Source organism: Vibrio sp. SCSIO 43086 (assembly GCF_051132235.1).
Classification (GTDB): domain Bacteria; phylum Pseudomonadota; class Gammaproteobacteria; order Enterobacterales; family Vibrionaceae; genus Vibrio; species Vibrio diabolicus.
The window spans coordinates 938,953-955,484 of the sequence record NZ_CP072677.1; the positions used below are offsets into that span (position 1 = coordinate 938,953).

Genomic DNA, 16,532 nt, shown 5'->3' on the forward strand with positions numbered 1-16,532 from the left:
GGTTTCAACAAAATATCCGTGCGTCGCCGCAAGCTGGCCAGATTGTGGGCTGATGTCACTCCTATTCCTCTGATATACTCTCGATAATTTTTCAAACTCAATACCAAGCATGATCGCAAAAACTTTTTCCTCTGATGGCGCATTAGGTAAGGCCATTCCGGGCTTTCAAGCTCGTCAGCCACAAATCGATATGGCGGAAGCCGTCAGCAGTGCGATCAAAGATCAAACCCAGTTGGTGGTAGAGGCAGGAACTGGAACCGGTAAGACCTTCGCCTACCTAGTCCCTGCACTGTTGAGTGGTAAAAAAGTGATCATCAGTACAGGCTCGAAAAACTTGCAAGAGCAGTTGTACCATCGGGACTTACCGCTCATGGTCAATGCGCTTGGTTTTTATGGTCAAGTGGCGTTATTAAAAGGGCGTTCTAACTATCTGTGTTTGGATCGCTTGAGCCGCCAAATGGTCGAAAGCCATACTAATGAATCTGACCCGACGCTATTAACTCAATTGGTTAAAGTGCGTGCTTGGTCATCAGAAACCAAAACAGGTGACCTTGGTGATTGTGATGATCTGCCAGAAGACAGCATGATCATTCCGACCATCACTTCAACCAATGATAACTGTTTAGGTAAAGAGTGTCCGAGCTACACCGATTGCTTTGTATTGAAAGCTCGTAAGCGAGCCATGGATTCCGACATTGTTGTGGTGAACCATCACTTATTTCTTGCTGATTTAGCGATCAAAGAAACAGGATTTGGTGAACTGATTCCAGAAGCCGATGTGTTTATTTTTGATGAAGCTCATCAGTTGCCAGATATTGCGAGCGAATATTTCGGCCAGTCAGTATCAAGTCGCCAAATTCACGATCTTGCCAAAGATATTGAAATAGCCTATCGCACCGAAGCAAAAGATATGCGCCAATTGCAAAAAGTGGGCGACAAACTCATGCAAAGCGCAATGGACATGCGGATTGTACTGGGTGAGCCTGGCTTTCGTGGCAACTGGCGTGAGGCGTTGCAATCAGGCTCTATTAAGCGAGAATTATTGCGCTTAACTGATAGCCTCGAATTGGCGATTGATGTACTCAAAATAGCCTTAGGGCGCAGTCAATTACTGGATACCGCTTTTGAACGAGCCAATTTGATCAAAGGCCGCATCGACCGGGTATGTGATGTCGATATTACCGGCTACTCATACTGGTACGATACCTCGCCTCGTCATTTCGCTCTGCACATTACGCCTCTTTCTGTCGCGGACAAGTTCCATGAGCAAATAGAGATTAAACAAGGCGCGTGGATTTTCACGTCAGCAACCCTAGCCGTATCGGGCGACTTCAAGCACTTTACTGAGCGCCTTGGCCTCAAGCCTACAAAGCAATTTTCTCTGCCGTCCCCCTTTGATTATCAAAAACAAGCGCGCCTTTGTGTGCCAAGGTATCTGCCAGAGCCAAACAGTAACGGCTTAGCGGATAAGTTAGTCCGAATGCTTACTCCGGTGATTGAAGAAAATGATGGTCGCTGCTTCTTTTTATGTACCTCGCACAGCATGATGCGTGAACTAGGTGAGAAGTTCCGAGAAGTACTTGAGCTGCCTGTGTTAATGCAAGGGGAGATGAGTAAGCAGAAAACCTTGGCGGAGTTTATGGAACTGGGTAACGCTTTACTCGTGGCGACAGGTGCATTCTGGGAAGGGATTGATGTTAGAGGTGATGCGCTGAGCTGTGTTATTATCGACAAATTACCGTTTACCGCCCCTGACGATCCGTTACTCAAAGCCCGTATCGAGGATTGTCGACTACGTGGTGGTGAGCCATTTGCTGAAGTACAAATCCCGGATGCAGTGATTACGTTAAAGCAGGGAGTAGGGCGATTAATTCGAGATCAGAAGGATCACGGTGCGTTGATTATTTGTGATAATCGCCTCGTCACGCGAGACTACGGTGGTATTTTCCTCGGAAGCCTACCACCTATCCCAAGAACGCGAGACTTAGATGGAATCAAAGCATTCCTGAAAGCAGAACAATCTGTCACAGACGCAAGTGCTGAGGCATAACCCAATAAATGAGAGTTGTAGAGAGTTAAATGAGCGCAAAAATTCTTGCTATCGATACAGCGACTGAAAACTGTTCAGTTGCGTTGTTGGCTAATGATCAAGTGATTTCACGTAGCGCGGTTGCACCACGCGATCACACCAAAAAAGTACTGCCAATGGTTGATGAAGTACTAAAAGAAGCTGGCCTGACTCTACAAGAGCTAGATGCGTTAGCGTTTGGACGTGGTCCAGGTAGCTTTACTGGCGTTCGTATCGGTATTGGTATCGCACAAGGTTTGGCGTTCGGTGCTGACTTACCTATGATCGGCGTTTCAACACTGGCTGCGATGGCTCAAGGTAGCCATCGTTTACATGGTGTGACCAATGTTGCTGTGGCCATTGATGCACGTATGAGTGAAATTTATTGGGCGCGCTATTCTCGTCAAGACAATGGTGAATGGGTTGGTATTGATGAAGAGTGTGTTATTCCACCAGCACGTCTAACTGAAGAAGCACAGGCAGACGACAAAATGTGGACGACAGCAGGTACTGGTTGGGATGCATACCAAGAAGTATTAGCAGACCTACCATTTAATTTGACGCATGGCGAGGTTCTGTACCCTGATTCACAAGACATCGTGATTCTTGCTGAACAAGAATTTAAAAAGGGTAATACTGTGCCGGTAGAAGATTCTAGCCCAGTTTATCTACGCGATAATGTGACATGGAAAAAACTTCCTGGTCGCGAATAGTCCGTTTTTCATTAACCTGACAAAAAGCAGGGCGTTTGCCCTGTATTTTTATGGAGTGCTATGGCGTCGATTAATGGCTTGCCTCCTTCTTTGATTCCCGGTGCAAATCGCACTAATAAAGTCAGCAAAAAGAAGCAGGTAGATAAATCACAAACAAAGCAGCCTGTAGGTCAGCCTTCAAAGGTTGCTAACGCTGTGGCGCACTCCATAAAACACGTGGATGAGTCCCAAATTCACCGAGCTCAAGTGCAATATGACCTTCCTGAAGGGAGCGCACGTAAAGCAATGGAGCAGTACATGGATGTCATGAATCGAACTAAAAAAGAGGAACTGGCTCAATTACTTGGTGTCGATATTTACGTGTGAGATCTCCCCAGCTTGGGGTTACTAATATTGAAAGGTGGTTTATGAAGGTTTTTGGACGGTTTTTTCTCGCATTATTTGCTACGGTTGGTTTGTCTGCGTGTAGCTCGTTGCCAGAGGAGTTAAATGCCAGCACAGAACAAGTCGTTACTGATTATAAAGCTTTCGCTGAGTCTCAGGGGCAAGTGAGTGAAGATGTTCGTCTTGGTGGAATCATCGCTAAAGTGGATAACTTCAAAGATAAAACCCGTCTAGAAATCGTAAACCTACCAATCAGTAAATCTGGTAAACCGGATATTGATGAAGAGCCAACGGGACGTTTTGTCGCCTATTTTGATGGCTATTTAGAGCCCGTCGCCTTTAGTGAAGGCCGCTTGTTGACGGTTGTAGGTAAAGGCGCCGGAGAAGAAGAAGGAAAGATTGGTGAGCACGAATACGTATTCCCGATCATTAAGGGGCAAGGCTACCGTTTGTGGAAAATTGAAGAACGTGTACGCATGTATGACTCGCCAACCTACTTTTACCCATGTTACTCGATTAACTGCCGCATGTGGCGTAATGATTTCCCACAAGACGGTAAAGTGATAAAACAGGTCAAATAATCTGCGATGCATGAGCGTCAATTCGAGCTTCCTGCCGGCAAAATGGCAGCCCTTGAGATAGGGAACGAGAAAACGGCTGACTTGTCAGTCGTTTTTCTTCATGGGTGGTTAGATAATGCGGGCAGCTTTAAAGCGCTCATGGAGCAGTTGAACCAACTTAATCCTCACTTACACCTCCTCGCCATCGATCATTTTGGTCACGGTTTATCGAGTCATAAATCTCACGATAACTATTACCCCTTTCACGACTATATTGCCGATTTATATCAGTTGTTGGACGAATTATCGCCAAACAGACTGATATTAGTAGGGCATTCACTTGGTGCTTTAATCGCAAGTTGCTATAGTGCTGCGTTTCCAGATCAGGTCGAAGCTCTTGTGCAAATTGAGGGAGCAGGACCTCTTACTGAAGATCCTACTAACAGTTTGCCTCGTCTTCGCGATGGCGTTTTAAGTCGAATAAGACAGCAAAACAAGCCAGAGCGAGCCATTGCCTCCTTCGATCTGGCGTTAAAATTACGCGTGCAAGCCAACCAATTAACCGCTGAGCAGCTTCTGCCGATAGTCGAGCGAGGAACGGAGCAGCGAGGAGATAAATGGTATTGGCGGCATGACGCCAAGTTAAAATGTGCGTCGCTTTACCGAATGGCGCAAGCGCATGCTAACTCGATTACCAGCCAAATACGTTGTCCTCATTTGATCGTATTAGGCGATCAAGGATTTCAGAATTTACCATCTAACCAAGCTGATTGGGGAGAGAACCCGCCGCAAGTGGTTTCTGTCAAGGGTGGTCATCACTGTCATTTAGAGCAAATACTCGAGGTCGCAACGCGAATTCTTGGTGTAGTTAACAAAATTTAAACAAGTGTTTGAGAGTTGCGTGCTCAAGCACGTTCGCTGTGCTGTAATAGCTTTCAAAATAAAAAGGACGCTATTTTTTAGCCAGTTATAAACGAGGAGTAACATCGTGGATAAACCATGGCTTTCACGTTATCCAAGTGACGTACCTGAAACCATTAATCCAGAGCAATATGAGTCTTTGGTAGAAATGTTTGAGCAGTCTGTACAAAAATATGCAGACCAACCAGCATTCATGAACATGGGCTCGGTTATGACCTTCCGTAAATTGGAAGAGCGTAGTCGCGCATTCGCAGCGTATCTGCAAAACGAGTTAAAACTGCAAAAGGGTGACCGTGTTGCTCTGATGATGCCAAACCTACTGCAATACCCAGTGGCGTTGTTTGGTATTTTGCGTGCAGGTTGTATCGCCGTAAACGTTAACCCACTTTACACTCCTCGTGAACTTGAGCACCAATTGAATGACTCAGGTGCGACGACGATTGTGATTGTATCTAACTTTGCGAACACGCTAGAACAAATCGTCGATAAAACACCAGTTAAACACGTGGTGTTAACCAGCCTTGGTCAAATGCTGCCACGAGCGAAAGGTACGATTGTCGATTTTGTCGTGAAGTACGTTAAGGGCATGGTGCCTAAGTATGATTTACCTGGTGCAATCTCAATGCGTCAGGCTCTACGTAAAGGTCGTCGTCTACAATACGTTAAACCGTTTATGTCTGGGGATGACATCGCATTCCTGCAATACACGGGCGGTACGACAGGCGTCGCGAAAGGTGCGATTCTTACACACCGTAATATGATTGCGAACGTTTTACAGGCGAAAGGCGCGTACGGGCCGGTTTTATCTCCAGGCCGCGAATTGGTCGTGACAGCGCTACCGCTGTATCACGTATTTGCTCTTACCGTAAACTGTTTACTGTTTGTCGAAATGGGTGGCCGTAACCTACTTATTACCAACCCTAGAGATATTCCAGGGTTCGTGAAAGAGCTACAAAAGCATCCGTTTACTGCGATTACGGGCGTGAACACCTTATTTAATGCTTTGATCAACAACGAAGATTTCCACGAGTTGGATTTCAGTAACCTACGTTTAGCGGTTGGCGGCGGCATGGCAGTGCAGCGCTCAGTAGCAGAAAGATGGCAAAAGACCACGGGTTGTTACCTACTAGAAGGTTACGGCCTAACCGAGTGTTCTCCATTGGTTGCGGCATACCCGCATGACCTTGTTGAATACAATGGATCGATAGGTCTGCCTGTGCCATCAACGGAAGTTCGCATTGTGGACGAAGAAGGCAACGCTCTTGCGAATACTGAAACTGGTGAACTTCAAGTTCGTGGCCCTCAGGTTATGCAAGGCTACTGGCAACGACCTGAAGCAACGAAAGATACGATCAACGAAGACGGTTGGCTATCAACGGGCGACATTGTTAAGTTCGATGACGAAGGCTTCTTGCACATCGTTGACCGTAAGAAAGACATGATCTTAGTATCAGGCTTTAATGTTTACCCGAACGAAATCGAAGACGTTGTAGCGCTACACGGCAAAGTCCTTGAAGTGGCTGCTATTGGTCAACCGCACGAAGTCTCTGGTGAATTAGTGAAGATCTACGTCGTGAAACGCGACCCGAGCTTGACCAAAGATGAAGTGATTACGCATTGTCGTCAGCACTTAACTGGCTACAAAGTGCCGAAGTTGGTTGAGTTCCGCGAAGACCTCCCTAAAACCAATGTCGGTAAGATCTTGCGTCGTGTTCTGCGTGAAGAGAACGACGCTGAACTCGCGAAGAAAAGCGCATAAGCCGATTTCGTCGAGTCGAGAGATTTAAAAAATGATAGAATGCCAGCGTTTTGCTGGCATTTTTTATAGCGAGAAGTATGTGAATTATCAAATTATTACCAAAAACAAAGACCTAGAAGAAGTTTGCATTCACGCCCGAGAGGCAGATGTAGTGATGCTGGATACCGAATTCGTCCGTATTCGCACTTTCTACCCGCAGTTAGGTCTGATTCAGCTTTTCGATGGTAATCGCCTCTCGCTGATTGATCCGACCGAATTAACGGATATGACGCCGTTCGTAGCGCTATTAAAAGATACTTCCGTGTTAAAAGTGCTGCATGCCTGCGGTGAAGATTTAGAAGTTTTCCAAAATGCATTTGGTTGTACGCCGTTCCCTATGGTAGATACTCAGTTGATGGCGGCCTTTCTTGGCCATGGTCTATCAACAGGCTTTGCAACGCTGGTGGAAGAATATTTAGGTGTTGAGCTAGACAAAAGTGAGTCACGTACTGACTGGATGGCCCGACCGTTGACGCAAAAGCAATTAGACTATGCTGCTGCAGACGTGCATTACTTGCTACCGTTATACGAGAAGCTGTTCGATAAGGTGACGCAAGCAGGTTGGTGGGAAGCCGTACAACAAGAAAGTGATTTGTTGGTTTCAAAACGCATTCGCGTCACTAATGAGGAGAATGCCTACCTTGATATTAAAGGTGCTTGGCAGTTAAAACCTTCTGAACTGGCGATTTTAAAGCCATTGGCGACGTGGCGTTATCGTGAAGCAATCAAACGAGATTTAGCGCTGAACTTTATCTTCAAAGAAGGTGACCTATTAACAGTCGCTCGTCTTGGCTTAACGAACTTTAAGAAGATGGAAGCAGAAGATATTGATATCCGAGCGATTAACCGCCATGGCGCGAAGATTGCCGCGATTGTTAAACAAGCGAAGCAAACACCTTCTGAAGAGTATCCAGCGAAAATTGAACGCTTAATGGATTATCCAGGTTACAAACAAGTCTTCAAAAATATGAAAGACATAGTGAAATCGGCGTCGCAGAAGTCTGGCTTAGCGACGGAGTTCCTTGCTTCTAAAAAGCAGATTAATCAGTTGATCAGTTGGGTGTGGAAAAAAGATCGCGATCCAGAAGTGTTGCCTGACTTGATGCAAGGGTGGCGTTTGGATCTACTCGGCGACAAGATGAACAAAGCATTAAAGTAATAAAAGGTTAAAAGGTTGGCCTCGGTGCCAACCTTTTTCATTCAAATCTGAGCATTCAATCTCGCGAGGAAAAGTGGTTTACTTCTCGTCGTCTGGTAGCTTCACATTGAGCTCAAGAACTGAGATATCGTCGTCTTTGTGCTCAAATGTTAAGTCAACCATATTTGGATCAATTGCCACGTACTTACTGATCACCTTCAAGATGTCCTCTTTCAATTGAGGTAAGTAAGAAGGCGCTGGATCATTTTGGCTGCGGCGCTCAGCAACAATGATTTGCAAACGCTCTTTAGCTAGATTCGCAGAAGTTTTCTTCTGTGGACGGAAAAATTCTAATAATGACATGTCTAGCCTCCAAAGAGTCGTTTAAAGAGTCCTTTCTTCTCCTCAGTAAGGAAACGAAATTCAACCTGATTGCCTAATAAGCGATCAACGGTGTCAGAGTAAGCCATACCTGCATCGGTGTTATCGTCAAAAGTGACTGGCACACCTTTGTTTGACGCGTTAAGCACGGCTTGGCTTTCTGGAATCACGCCCAGTAGTGGAATATGTAAGATCTCCTCTACGTCTTCAACGCTTAGCATTTCGCCTTGAGTGACGCGAGATGGGTTGTAGCGAGTCAGTAGCAGGTGCTGTTTTACTGGCTCTAGCCCTTGTTCTGCACGCAGGGACTTAGAATCTAAAATACCGAGAATGCGGTCAGAGTCACGCACAGAAGAGACTTCTGGATTCGTTGTGACAATGGCTTCATCGGCGTAGTACAAGGCCATTAATGCGCCTTGCTCGATACCTGCTGGTGAATCACAAATAATGAAATCAAAGCCCATTTCATCAAGTTCGCCGAATACGCGCTGAACACCATCTTTTGTCAGTGCGTCTTTATCACGAGTTTGAGAAGCAGGAAGAATGAATAGGTTGTCCGTGCGCTTATCTTTGATCAGCGCTTGGTTTAATGTCGCTTCGCCGTTAATGACGTTTACAAAGTCATACACGACACGGCGCTCACAGCCCATGATTAGGTCGAGGTTACGCAAACCGATATCAAAATCGATCACCGCGGTCTTTTTTCCCTTCAGAGCTAGACCAGAGGCGATGGCTGCGCTTGAAGTGGTTTTACCAACGCCACCTTTACCAGACGTTACTACAATAATGCGTGCCATTTTTTTTCCTTTTTAGATTAAATCGCGAGAACTTCTAAATGCAATGATTCATCGGCTTTACTGATCATTACTTTCTTTTGCCAGTACTCGCTTTCAATTTGATCGCTTAACCAGTAGTCACCCGCAATGGATACCAGTTCTGCTTGTAAATCGTGGCAAATAATACGCGCTTCCTGCTGACCACTTGCGCCTGCAATCGCACGGCCTCGAAGTGTGCCATGGATATGAATAGAGCCGTCAGCGATGACTTCAGCACCAGCACTTACGTGCGCTAACACCACCAAATCACCATCTTTCGCGTAGATCTGTTGTCCTGATCGAACAGGCGTGCGAACTACTTTCGTTGGTGCCATTTTGGCAGGTGCTTGGCTTGGTGATTTGCTCGCCGACATAATGGCGAAGCCAGCTTCGGAAGCAAGATTTTGTACACGCTTGTCTTTACAGCCCGTTACACCGACCGGAATAAAACCAGCATCTGAGATGCCTTGTTTAAGCTTAGGGAAATCAATGTCGCCTTGTACTTTTGCTATATTGATTACCAAAGGCGCGGATGCAAAAAAAGAAGGTGCTTGAGAAACTTTTTCTTGCAAAAATTCGACAGTCTTTGCGATCTCATTGTCAGAAAGGTGTAAAACTGACAATGTAAAACTGCTACCTTTAAGGTCTGGTGAATGGGTCATCGTGGACTTCTTGCCTTTATTGAAAGAGCGTTGCCTTAAACTAGGTCTGTCATGTTATATTTCATCCTTTGACGCAGCAAGTTCTCTCGTGGGCAAATAGGTGAATTAATCTCAAATTTGCTATTAAGTTTGCGAGAATTTGACGTTTTCAACCTAATCCGCACTCAACGCGGCTAAATCAGCATAAAAGGCGTGTCATGCTTTGTTCTATTTATAAAAGCTCGAAAAAAGAAGGTACTTATCTCTATATTCCGAAAAAGGATGATTTTTCACAGGTTCCTGACACCTTAATGCAGATGTTCGGTAAGCCTATCGCTGTTATGACGATTAAACTTGATGGCCGTAAATTGGCACAAGTTGATATCGAAAAAGTGAAGGCTTCATTGCAAAATGATGGCTTCTTTTTGCAGGTTCCGCCTCCGCCGGAGAACCTACTAGAAAAGTACAAAGAACAAAAAGCCCAGCAGAAAGGCGAATAACGTCATCGTTTTTCATCTGGGATTTCTGCCTTGCTCAAGGAGGGCAATATGAAAAAAATACTGGCTACCATGCTTAGCGTTGGTGTGTGTACCTCGGCTTTTGCAAGTAGCGAGGGTTTCGATGAATACTTGAATAAGCTGCGTGCTGAAGCGCGTGATAAAGGTATCTCAGAGCAGGTCATTAGTGCTGCTTTTGCGAATGTTGAGTACAAGCCTCGAGCAGTAAAAGCGGACCGAAACCAACCAGAGAAGAAACTGACGTTGGATGAATACATTCCTCGCGCGGTGCCCGAATGGAAGGTGAAGCAAGCAAGACAACTCTATAAAGAGCATTACACCGAGCTAAAGCGTATAGGCGATGAGTACGGTGTGCAGCCTCGCTTTATCGTGGCGCTGTGGGGTGTAGAAAGTAACTTTGGTAAATTTACGGGTAACTTCAAAGTGATTGACGCGTTGTCGACAATGGCATTTGAAGGTCGTCGTGAAGAGTTTTTCCGTAAAGAGACCATGTCGGCATTGCAGATCCTCGATCAAGGCCATATTGAACTAGAAAACTTTAAGGGGTCATGGGCTGGTGCGATGGGGCAATGTCAGTTTATGCCAAGCTCTTTTCTTCGTTTTGCCGCTGACGGCAACGGGGATGGTAAAAAAGACATTTGGCAATCTGAAGCTGATGTGTTTGCATCAACCGCTAACTATTTGAGCAAGTCCGGCTGGGATGACAAATACACTTGGGGTCGCCAAGTGAAAGTTCCTAAAGGCATTGATCACAGCTTAGAAGGGCGCACGGCTGAAAAAGGTAAATACCTTCAGGAGTGGAGCAAACTTGGCATCACAAAATACGACGGTAGTCCGTTGCCAAAACTGGATGAAGACATCAAAGCATGGTTGATCATGCCGGACGACGAAAATGGTCGTACGTATCTGGTTTACAATAACTACAACGTACTGATGAAGTGGAACCGCTCTTACTACTTCGCACTCGCCGTGAGTCACTTGGCTGACCGAATCAAATACTGAGCTGTTATCAAATAATCATTTGGCATCCAGTATTCAATATGAGGGCTCTTCGGAGTCCTTTGTTTTTCCTATAATCAAATCGAGGTAAAGCGTGTTATCTGAACGTGCTGCACAAATGGTGATCTTCTCCGCTCTTCTTAAACATAAAAGTTTCACGGCTGCTGCAAAGAGCTTAGGCGTGTCGGTGTCTCATGTGAGTAAACAGTTGAGTCAGCTAGAAGCGTCTCTTGGTATCAAGCTTGTTCAACGCACTACGCGAAGCTTTACGCCGACTGAGGCAGGGAAAACCTTTTTTCATCACTGTGAGCAAGTGGTACAAGCGGTGAGCAGCGCCACATTAGAGATGGAAACCCAGCGGGATGAAGTGGCAGGTTTGGTACGTCTTGGATTGTCGCAATCATTTGGTACCTTACACATTATCCCAGCGATTCAAGAGTTACGCGAACTGTATCCTCAACTTCAAGTGGAAGTACATCTGTTTGACTATAAGGTCGATATGTTAGCCGAAGGGCTCGATTTATGGGTAACCAACAACGAGCATTTGCCTGAAGGCTACATTGCGCAGCGTTTGACGGATTGCCAGTTTGTTGTGGCGGCATCACCAGATTACTTATTGAAACATGATACGCCAACAGAGCCGGATGATTTGTCTTCTCATAACTGTCTTATATACAGAAGCTGGGAGCGCGACTATACGGGGTGGGCGTTTACCAAAGATCAGCAAGAATTGAACGTAAAAGTCTCGGGTAACTATTCAGTGGATCTGGCAGAAGCCGTTCGGGATGCCGCTATTGCAGGTTGGGGCATTGCCTACCTTGCCACTTACTTACTGGGTGATGAGTTTAGAACGGGTAAGTTAATACAGTTGTTACCGGACTGGAAAGCAAGCCAGTCGATGCCGTTTTATGCGGTGTATCCAAGCCGCCAACATATGCCCAAAAAAATATCCGCAGTGATTAACTTCATCAAACAGAAGATCGGTAACCCGTGTCATTGGGATCAACGTCTAGCGCCTTACATATCTATTCCTAAGTAACAGGATCAATGACGTTATTGAACGGCACATAAGGTGATTCACTTCACAAAAATTTTTCCAGAACTAGAAACATCTTTTCCATATAGAAACAATAAAAATAAGCAAACGTTTATATTTATATAATTCAATGACTTATAATTAAGGTCAATTATTGGGCGCTTAAACTTTTCACACTGTTAACATCCTCAACTTGCAGCATTTTGAGTCCGCTATACAATCCGGTGCCTTCCATATCCCCCTTCTGTCGGATTCATTTTATGAACTCAATTATTGGTATCGTAGCCATACTATTCGTAGCATGGCTACTTTCTACAAATAGAAAAAATATAAAGCTGAGAACAGTGTCGTTTGCGTTTGCTTTGCAGGTACTGTTTGCGTTGTTGGTTTTATATGTACCAGCAGGACGAGATGCGCTGAATTCAGTGAGCAGCGTTGTGTCGAATTTGATCAACTATGGTCAAGAGGGCATTGCGTTTTTATTCGGTAATTTGGCGACAGGGGGCTTCACCTTTGCGATCAATGTCCTGGGTATCATCGTTTTCTTCTCCTCTCTTATCTCCGGTCTTTATCACATTGGTGTGATGCCAAAAATCATTAACTTTATCGGTGGCGGTATTCAAAAACTGCTGGGTATCGGTCGTGCGGAGTCTTTGTCTGCTACGGCGAATATCTTTGTTGGCACCATTGAAGCACCATTGATGGTGAAGCCTTACCTAAAACACATGACTGACTCGCAGTTTTTTGCAGTTATGACAGGTGGTTTGGCATCAGTTGCTGGTGGAACGTTGGTCGGTTACGCATCACTGGGCGTCGACCTTAACTATCTTATTGCTGCTGCATTTATGTCGGCACCTGCGGGCTTGCTGATGGCAAAAATTTTAATGCCAGAAGATACGGATAAAGCAGCAGATATCGACATTAGCCAAGTTGAAATTCCACGTGCAACCAACGTAGTAGAAGCATTAGCCGATGGTGCAATGGCGGGTGTACGCATTGCTGTATCGGTAGGTGGTACGCTATTGGCTTTCATCAGTGTCATTGCAATGTTAAACGGCATGCTAGGTTGGATTGGTGATCTTGTTGGGACGCCACTAAGCTTCGAGCTGATCCTAGGTTATGTATTCGCACCTGTCGCTTGGTTATTAGGTGTACCATGGCAAGAAGCAACCACAGCAGGCTCGCTGATTGGTAATAAGATTGTGGTGAATGAGTTCGTTGCCTTCATCCAGCTTGCTGAAGTGAAGTCTCAACTCAGTGAACACTCACAAGCAATCGTGACGTTTGCTTTGTGTGGTTTTGCAAACATCTCAAGCATGGCGATGCTGATTGGTGGGTTGGGCTCATTGGTACCTGAAAAGCGTGCATTTGTTTCTAAACATGGTTTCCGTGCGATTATCGCTGGTGTCATGGCGAACTTAATGAGCGCTTCGATTGCGGGCGTGATTTTAAGCCTGTAATTGAAAGAGATACCTAAAATTAGCAAAAAGGCTCCTTGCGGAGCCTTTTTCGTATCTGAAGTTTACGTTATTTGTCTGTGTGGAACTGCTCGCAAGCGAGCATCGTGTTCTCAATTAAGCTTGCGACGGTCATTGGGCCAACACCACCAGGGACAGGAGTAATAAAGCTCGCACTTTCACGTGCTTTATCGTATTCCACGTCGCCAACTAGCTTGCCTGAATCAAGACGGTTAATGCCGACATCGATAACCACTGCACCTTTCTTAATCCACTCTCCAGGGATGAAGTTTGGCTTACCAACCGCAACTACGACAACGTCAGCTTGACGCACATGACTCTCTAGGTCTTTGGTAAAACGGTGACATGTTGTCGTTGTACAGCCCGCAAGCAGCAGCTCAAGTGTCATAGGGCGACCAACAATGTTTGATGCACCAACCACAACAGCATGTTTGCCACGAAGCTCTATGTTGTAACGGTCTAGTAGGGTAATGATGCCCTTTGGCGTGCAAGAGCGAAGCTTTGGAATACGTTGCGCAAGACGACCAACGTTGTAAGGGTGGAAGCCATCCACGTCTTTCTCTGGGTGAATGCGCTCTAAAACATGTGTTGTGTCGATGCCCGCAGGAAGGGGTAATTGCACTAGAATGCCGTCAATTTCATCATCGTTGTTTAATTCATCAATCAGCGCTAGTAACTCTTCTTCTGAGCTAGACGCAGGAAGGTCAAAAGACTTAGAAACAAACCCAACTTCTTCACATGCGCGGCGTTTGCTACCGACATAAACCTGAGAAGCAGGATCTTCACCAACTAGAACCACTGCTAAACCAGGGGCACGTAGCCCAGCTTCAACACGAGCTTTAACACGTGCTGCCACTTCGGATCGAACAGTTTGGGAAATGAGAGTTCCGTCTATATTTTGAGCAGTCATGACTTTCCTTATAAATTAAGAAGGCAAATTATCTGCGGCGCATTGTCGCAGAATTTCTTATTAACATCCATACGCAAACGTTTGCTTTGTGGTGTTTTTGAACATTAAGCGTTTTGATGGACTTTTTTTAGGCATTCAGATCAGAATGTTATGAAAACCCGTTGATTTACCCGTTTGAACTCGTATAATCCTGTCCCTGTAGCGCGCCCTTAGCTCAGCTGGATAGAGCACGTCCCTTCTAAGGATGTGGTCATTGGTTCGAATCCAATAGGGCGTGCCATTTATTCAAAAGCCCCGATAACTCTTTGAGTTGTCGGGGCTTTGTCGTTTTTAGGTTTTTGGCTGTAATTACCACTCTATCTACAACTTTTGAATGGCATTCTAGCCATTGCAATTTCTAGCAATTAATATGGACGCATATTAATTATCTTTCGTTAGTCTTTATGCCTGCCACTTCTAATTTTTATGACCAACACGCCAACTCTTTCGCGAAGCAATACACATCGCTCCAGTTTGAGGATGTCCACGCGAGTTGGAGAGTTTTCTGGCCCCAGGCTGGAGATCGCGTGTTAGATGTTGGCGCGGGCTCTGGTCGAGACGCGAAATGGATGGCTGAACATGGGTGTGAAGTTGTTGCGATTGAGCCTGCTCAAGCACTTCTAAGGCTTGGTAAGTCTTACTGTGGCGATTCCGTTACTTGGCTTGAAGATGCATTACCCAAGCTTGAGAAAACCATTAATCTTGGCTTTCGCTTCGATTTAATTCTTGTCAGTGCGGTATGGATGCATCTTGCGCCTACGCACCGTGAACGTGCATTTCGCAAACTTGCAAATTTGTTAGCGCCTAATGGTCGATTGGTGATTAGCCTTCGTCACGGTGACTTTTCTGACGGTCGTAAAGCTTATCCGGTATCGGTTGAAGAGCTTGAAAAGTTTGCAAAGAATAGCGCGTTAATGGTGAGAAACGTATCTCTCGATGATGATCAGTTAAAGCGAACGGGTGTATCTTGGCAAACTGTAGTTATGTCTTTGCCTGATGATGGTTCTGGTGATCTGAATAAGGTTCGCCACATTATCGTCAATGATTCCAAATCGGCTACCTATAAACTCGCACTACTACGTACTTTACTACGGATTGCAGACGCTCATTCTGGTGCAGTGGTTGATCGCAGCGAAGGTAAAGTTGCCATCCCATTAGGATTAGTCGGCTTATATTGGATTCGTCAATTTAAGCGTTTAATCGATAAAGAGAACATCCAGCAAAGCTCGAACTCGTCTAAAGGGCTAGGTTTTATAAAGCCCGATGGTTGGGGCAGACTTTCCCATTTAAGTCCTGATGATCTTGCTATAGGCACGATATTTTTTGGCGAAGACGCAGTGGCGCTTGATAAAGCAATAAAAGACAGCTTAAAAACCATAAAAGATGGCCCCGTCACCTTTACCTATCAAGGTGATAAATCAAACCCTTACTTTGAAATAATTCGTTCAGCTAAAAAGCCTAATAAAGGCTCAATTGTTGTGGATAGTGAGTTCCTCGAAAGCTATGGGCTGTTTGTGTTGGATGAAAGCCTTTGGGATTGTTTTCGATTGTATAACTCTTGGATTGAGCCGCTGGTAGTCAACCAGTGGATTATGGAAATGCAACGATTTCGGTCTAATCAAGAGCGGGGTATTCCACTGCAAACGTATCACGATTGTTTGGTCTGGATTGATAAAGACCATGATACGCGAGCCGTTCGAAAGCGAATTGTTCAGTTGAAACTCAGCCACTCCGACATTGTCAGCGTATGGAGTGGAAGCAAATTACGAAATGAGTATCACGTTGATCACTGTTTGCCTTTTGCTTATTGGCCTAACAATGATAAGTGGAACTTGCTACCAACTTCTAAGGCTGAAAACCTGAACAAACGTGATCGTATTCCTGCTAGCTATCGATTAAACGCGTCTAAGCCGCGAATTTTGGATTGGTGGCAGTTAGCTTGGGGAGAGACGGATAGTTTGAGTCGGACATTTTTTACCGAGGCTTCATTGTCGCTACCTAATGTGCCAGCATCTTGCCAAGATTTTGAGCATGTCTTTGAAGCGATGGGATTACAAATTCGTGGTGTTAAAAGTCGCCTTTGTATCGCGGAATGGTAATGTCTTGTTTGCCGTTACAGCGTGATATATGAAC

Annotated in this window: 16 protein-coding genes and 1 tRNA gene; 13 read left to right on the forward strand and 4 right to left on the reverse strand. The window is 45.3% G+C overall.

All coding sequences use genetic code 11. The features are described 5' to 3' along the window. Positions 1–109: 109 nt before the first annotated feature. The 7 genes from J8Z23_RS04395 (at position 110) to rnd (ending at position 7,603) form a co-directional block, all read left to right on the forward strand. Positions 110–2,050, forward strand: a complete 1,941-nt coding sequence (locus tag J8Z23_RS04395; RefSeq protein WP_434635107.1) for an ATP-dependent DNA helicase — start codon at positions 110–112, stop codon at positions 2,048–2,050. Between the two features lie 29 nt (positions 2,051–2,079). Beyond that, a complete protein-coding gene (gene tsaB / locus J8Z23_RS04400) occupies positions 2,080–2,781 on the forward strand; it encodes a tRNA (adenosine(37)-N6)-threonylcarbamoyltransferase complex dimerization subunit type 1 TsaB (protein WP_301567590.1) in 702 nt (233 codons plus the stop codon). Between the two features lie 60 nt (positions 2,782–2,841). After that, on the forward strand, positions 2,842–3,147 hold the full coding sequence (locus tag J8Z23_RS04405; RefSeq protein ID WP_005396047.1) for a hypothetical protein: 306 nt from the start codon (positions 2,842–2,844) through the stop codon (positions 3,145–3,147). Positions 3,148–3,188: 41 nt separating this feature from the next. Next, the gene (locus J8Z23_RS04410) at positions 3,189–3,746 is read left to right on the forward strand and encodes a Slp family lipoprotein (RefSeq protein ID WP_048626136.1); all 558 of its coding nucleotides are present in this window, start codon (positions 3,189–3,191) and stop codon (positions 3,744–3,746) included. Between the two features lie 6 nt (positions 3,747–3,752). Then, positions 3,753–4,607 carry an alpha/beta fold hydrolase gene (locus J8Z23_RS04415; protein WP_434635110.1) on the forward strand — a complete coding sequence of 285 codons (855 nt, stop codon included), beginning with the start codon at positions 3,753–3,755 and terminating at the stop codon, positions 4,605–4,607. 106 nt (positions 4,608–4,713) lie between these two features. After that, on the forward strand, positions 4,714–6,405 hold the full coding sequence (fadD, locus tag J8Z23_RS04420; protein WP_005396044.1) for a long-chain-fatty-acid--CoA ligase FadD: 1,692 nt from the start codon (positions 4,714–4,716) through the stop codon (positions 6,403–6,405). A 79-nt stretch (positions 6,406–6,484) separates the two neighbouring features. Next, on the forward strand, positions 6,485–7,603 hold the full coding sequence (gene rnd / locus J8Z23_RS04425) for a ribonuclease D (RefSeq protein WP_054867852.1): 1,119 nt from the start codon (positions 6,485–6,487) through the stop codon (positions 7,601–7,603). 78 nt (positions 7,604–7,681) lie between these two features. Here the strand turns inward: rnd and minE are convergent, their stop codons facing one another. Genes minE through minC form a run of 3 tightly spaced genes read right to left on the reverse strand, consistent with a single transcriptional unit; the run spans position 7,682 to position 9,440 of the window. After that, positions 7,682–7,945 carry a cell division topological specificity factor MinE gene (gene minE, locus J8Z23_RS04430; protein ID WP_005396037.1) on the reverse strand — a complete coding sequence of 88 codons (264 nt, stop codon included), beginning with the start codon at positions 7,943–7,945 and terminating at the stop codon, positions 7,682–7,684. Positions 7,946–7,947: 2 nt separating this feature from the next. Further along, complete coding sequence (minD, locus tag J8Z23_RS04435) at positions 7,948–8,760, reverse strand: septum site-determining protein MinD (RefSeq protein WP_005388331.1); 813 nt, start codon at positions 8,758–8,760, stop codon at positions 7,948–7,950. A 17-nt stretch (positions 8,761–8,777) separates the two neighbouring features. Beyond that, positions 8,778–9,440, reverse strand: a complete 663-nt coding sequence (gene minC / locus J8Z23_RS04440) for a septum site-determining protein MinC (RefSeq protein ID WP_005382304.1) — start codon at positions 9,438–9,440, stop codon at positions 8,778–8,780. A gap of 197 nt (positions 9,441–9,637) precedes the next feature. Here minC and J8Z23_RS04445 point away from each other — a divergent pair, with 197 nt between their 5' ends. The 4 genes from J8Z23_RS04445 to J8Z23_RS04460 all read left to right on the forward strand — a co-directional run bounded on the left by J8Z23_RS04445 (position 9,638) and on the right by J8Z23_RS04460 (position 13,432). Next, positions 9,638–9,919, forward strand: a complete 282-nt coding sequence (locus J8Z23_RS04445) for a YcgL domain-containing protein (RefSeq protein WP_005382303.1) — start codon at positions 9,638–9,640, stop codon at positions 9,917–9,919. A gap of 48 nt (positions 9,920–9,967) precedes the next feature. After that, positions 9,968–10,939: a lytic murein transglycosylase gene (locus J8Z23_RS04450; protein WP_046874238.1), complete on the forward strand. Its 972-nt coding sequence runs from the start codon at positions 9,968–9,970 to the stop codon at positions 10,937–10,939. Positions 10,940–11,030: 91 nt separating this feature from the next. Then, on the forward strand, positions 11,031–11,975 hold the full coding sequence (locus J8Z23_RS04455) for a LysR family transcriptional regulator (RefSeq protein WP_005396032.1): 945 nt from the start codon (positions 11,031–11,033) through the stop codon (positions 11,973–11,975). Positions 11,976–12,232: 257 nt separating this feature from the next. Beyond that, complete coding sequence (locus J8Z23_RS04460) at positions 12,233–13,432, forward strand: NupC/NupG family nucleoside CNT transporter (protein ID WP_031780514.1); 1,200 nt, start codon at positions 12,233–12,235, stop codon at positions 13,430–13,432. A gap of 67 nt (positions 13,433–13,499) precedes the next feature. Here J8Z23_RS04460 and folD read toward each other — a convergent pair whose 3' ends face one another. Next, a complete protein-coding gene (folD, locus tag J8Z23_RS04465; RefSeq protein ID WP_005396027.1) occupies positions 13,500–14,360 on the reverse strand; it encodes a bifunctional methylenetetrahydrofolate dehydrogenase/methenyltetrahydrofolate cyclohydrolase FolD in 861 nt (286 codons plus the stop codon). 203 nt (positions 14,361–14,563) lie between these two features. Between folD and J8Z23_RS04470 the strand changes: the two genes are divergently transcribed. Further along, a tRNA-Arg gene (locus J8Z23_RS04470) sits at positions 14,564–14,640 on the forward strand. Positions 14,641–14,803: 163 nt separating this feature from the next. Then, positions 14,804–16,498, forward strand: a complete 1,695-nt coding sequence (locus tag J8Z23_RS04475) for a methyltransferase domain-containing protein (protein ID WP_434635115.1) — start codon at positions 14,804–14,806, stop codon at positions 16,496–16,498. Positions 16,499–16,532: the final 34 nt, after the last annotated feature.

Coding starts and splice junctions, on each gene's coding strand:
- J8Z23_RS04395 (WP_434635107.1), top strand. CDS start 110: ATGATCGCAAAAACTTTTTCCTCTGATGGCGCATTAGGTAAGGCCATT.
- tsaB (WP_301567590.1), top strand. CDS start 2,080: ATGAGCGCAAAAATTCTTGCTATCGATACAGCGACTGAAAACTGTTCA.
- J8Z23_RS04405 (WP_005396047.1), top strand. CDS start 2,842: ATGGCGTCGATTAATGGCTTGCCTCCTTCTTTGATTCCCGGTGCAAAT.
- J8Z23_RS04410 (WP_048626136.1), top strand. CDS start 3,189: ATGAAGGTTTTTGGACGGTTTTTTCTCGCATTATTTGCTACGGTTGGT.
- J8Z23_RS04415 (WP_434635110.1), top strand. CDS start 3,753: ATGCATGAGCGTCAATTCGAGCTTCCTGCCGGCAAAATGGCAGCCCTT.
- minE (WP_005396037.1), bottom strand. CDS start 7,945: ATGTCATTATTAGAATTTTTCCGTCCACAGAAGAAAACTTCTGCGAAT.
- minD (WP_005388331.1), bottom strand. CDS start 8,760: ATGGCACGCATTATTGTAGTAACGTCTGGTAAAGGTGGCGTTGGTAAA.
- minC (WP_005382304.1), bottom strand. CDS start 9,440: ATGACCCATTCACCAGACCTTAAAGGTAGCAGTTTTACATTGTCAGTT.
- J8Z23_RS04445 (WP_005382303.1), top strand. CDS start 9,638: ATGCTTTGTTCTATTTATAAAAGCTCGAAAAAAGAAGGTACTTATCTC.
- J8Z23_RS04450 (WP_046874238.1), top strand. CDS start 9,968: ATGAAAAAAATACTGGCTACCATGCTTAGCGTTGGTGTGTGTACCTCG.
- J8Z23_RS04460 (WP_031780514.1), top strand. CDS start 12,233: ATGAACTCAATTATTGGTATCGTAGCCATACTATTCGTAGCATGGCTA.
- folD (WP_005396027.1), bottom strand. CDS start 14,360: ATGACTGCTCAAAATATAGACGGAACTCTCATTTCCCAAACTGTTCGA.
- J8Z23_RS04475 (WP_434635115.1), top strand. CDS start 14,804: ATGCCTGCCACTTCTAATTTTTATGACCAACACGCCAACTCTTTCGCG.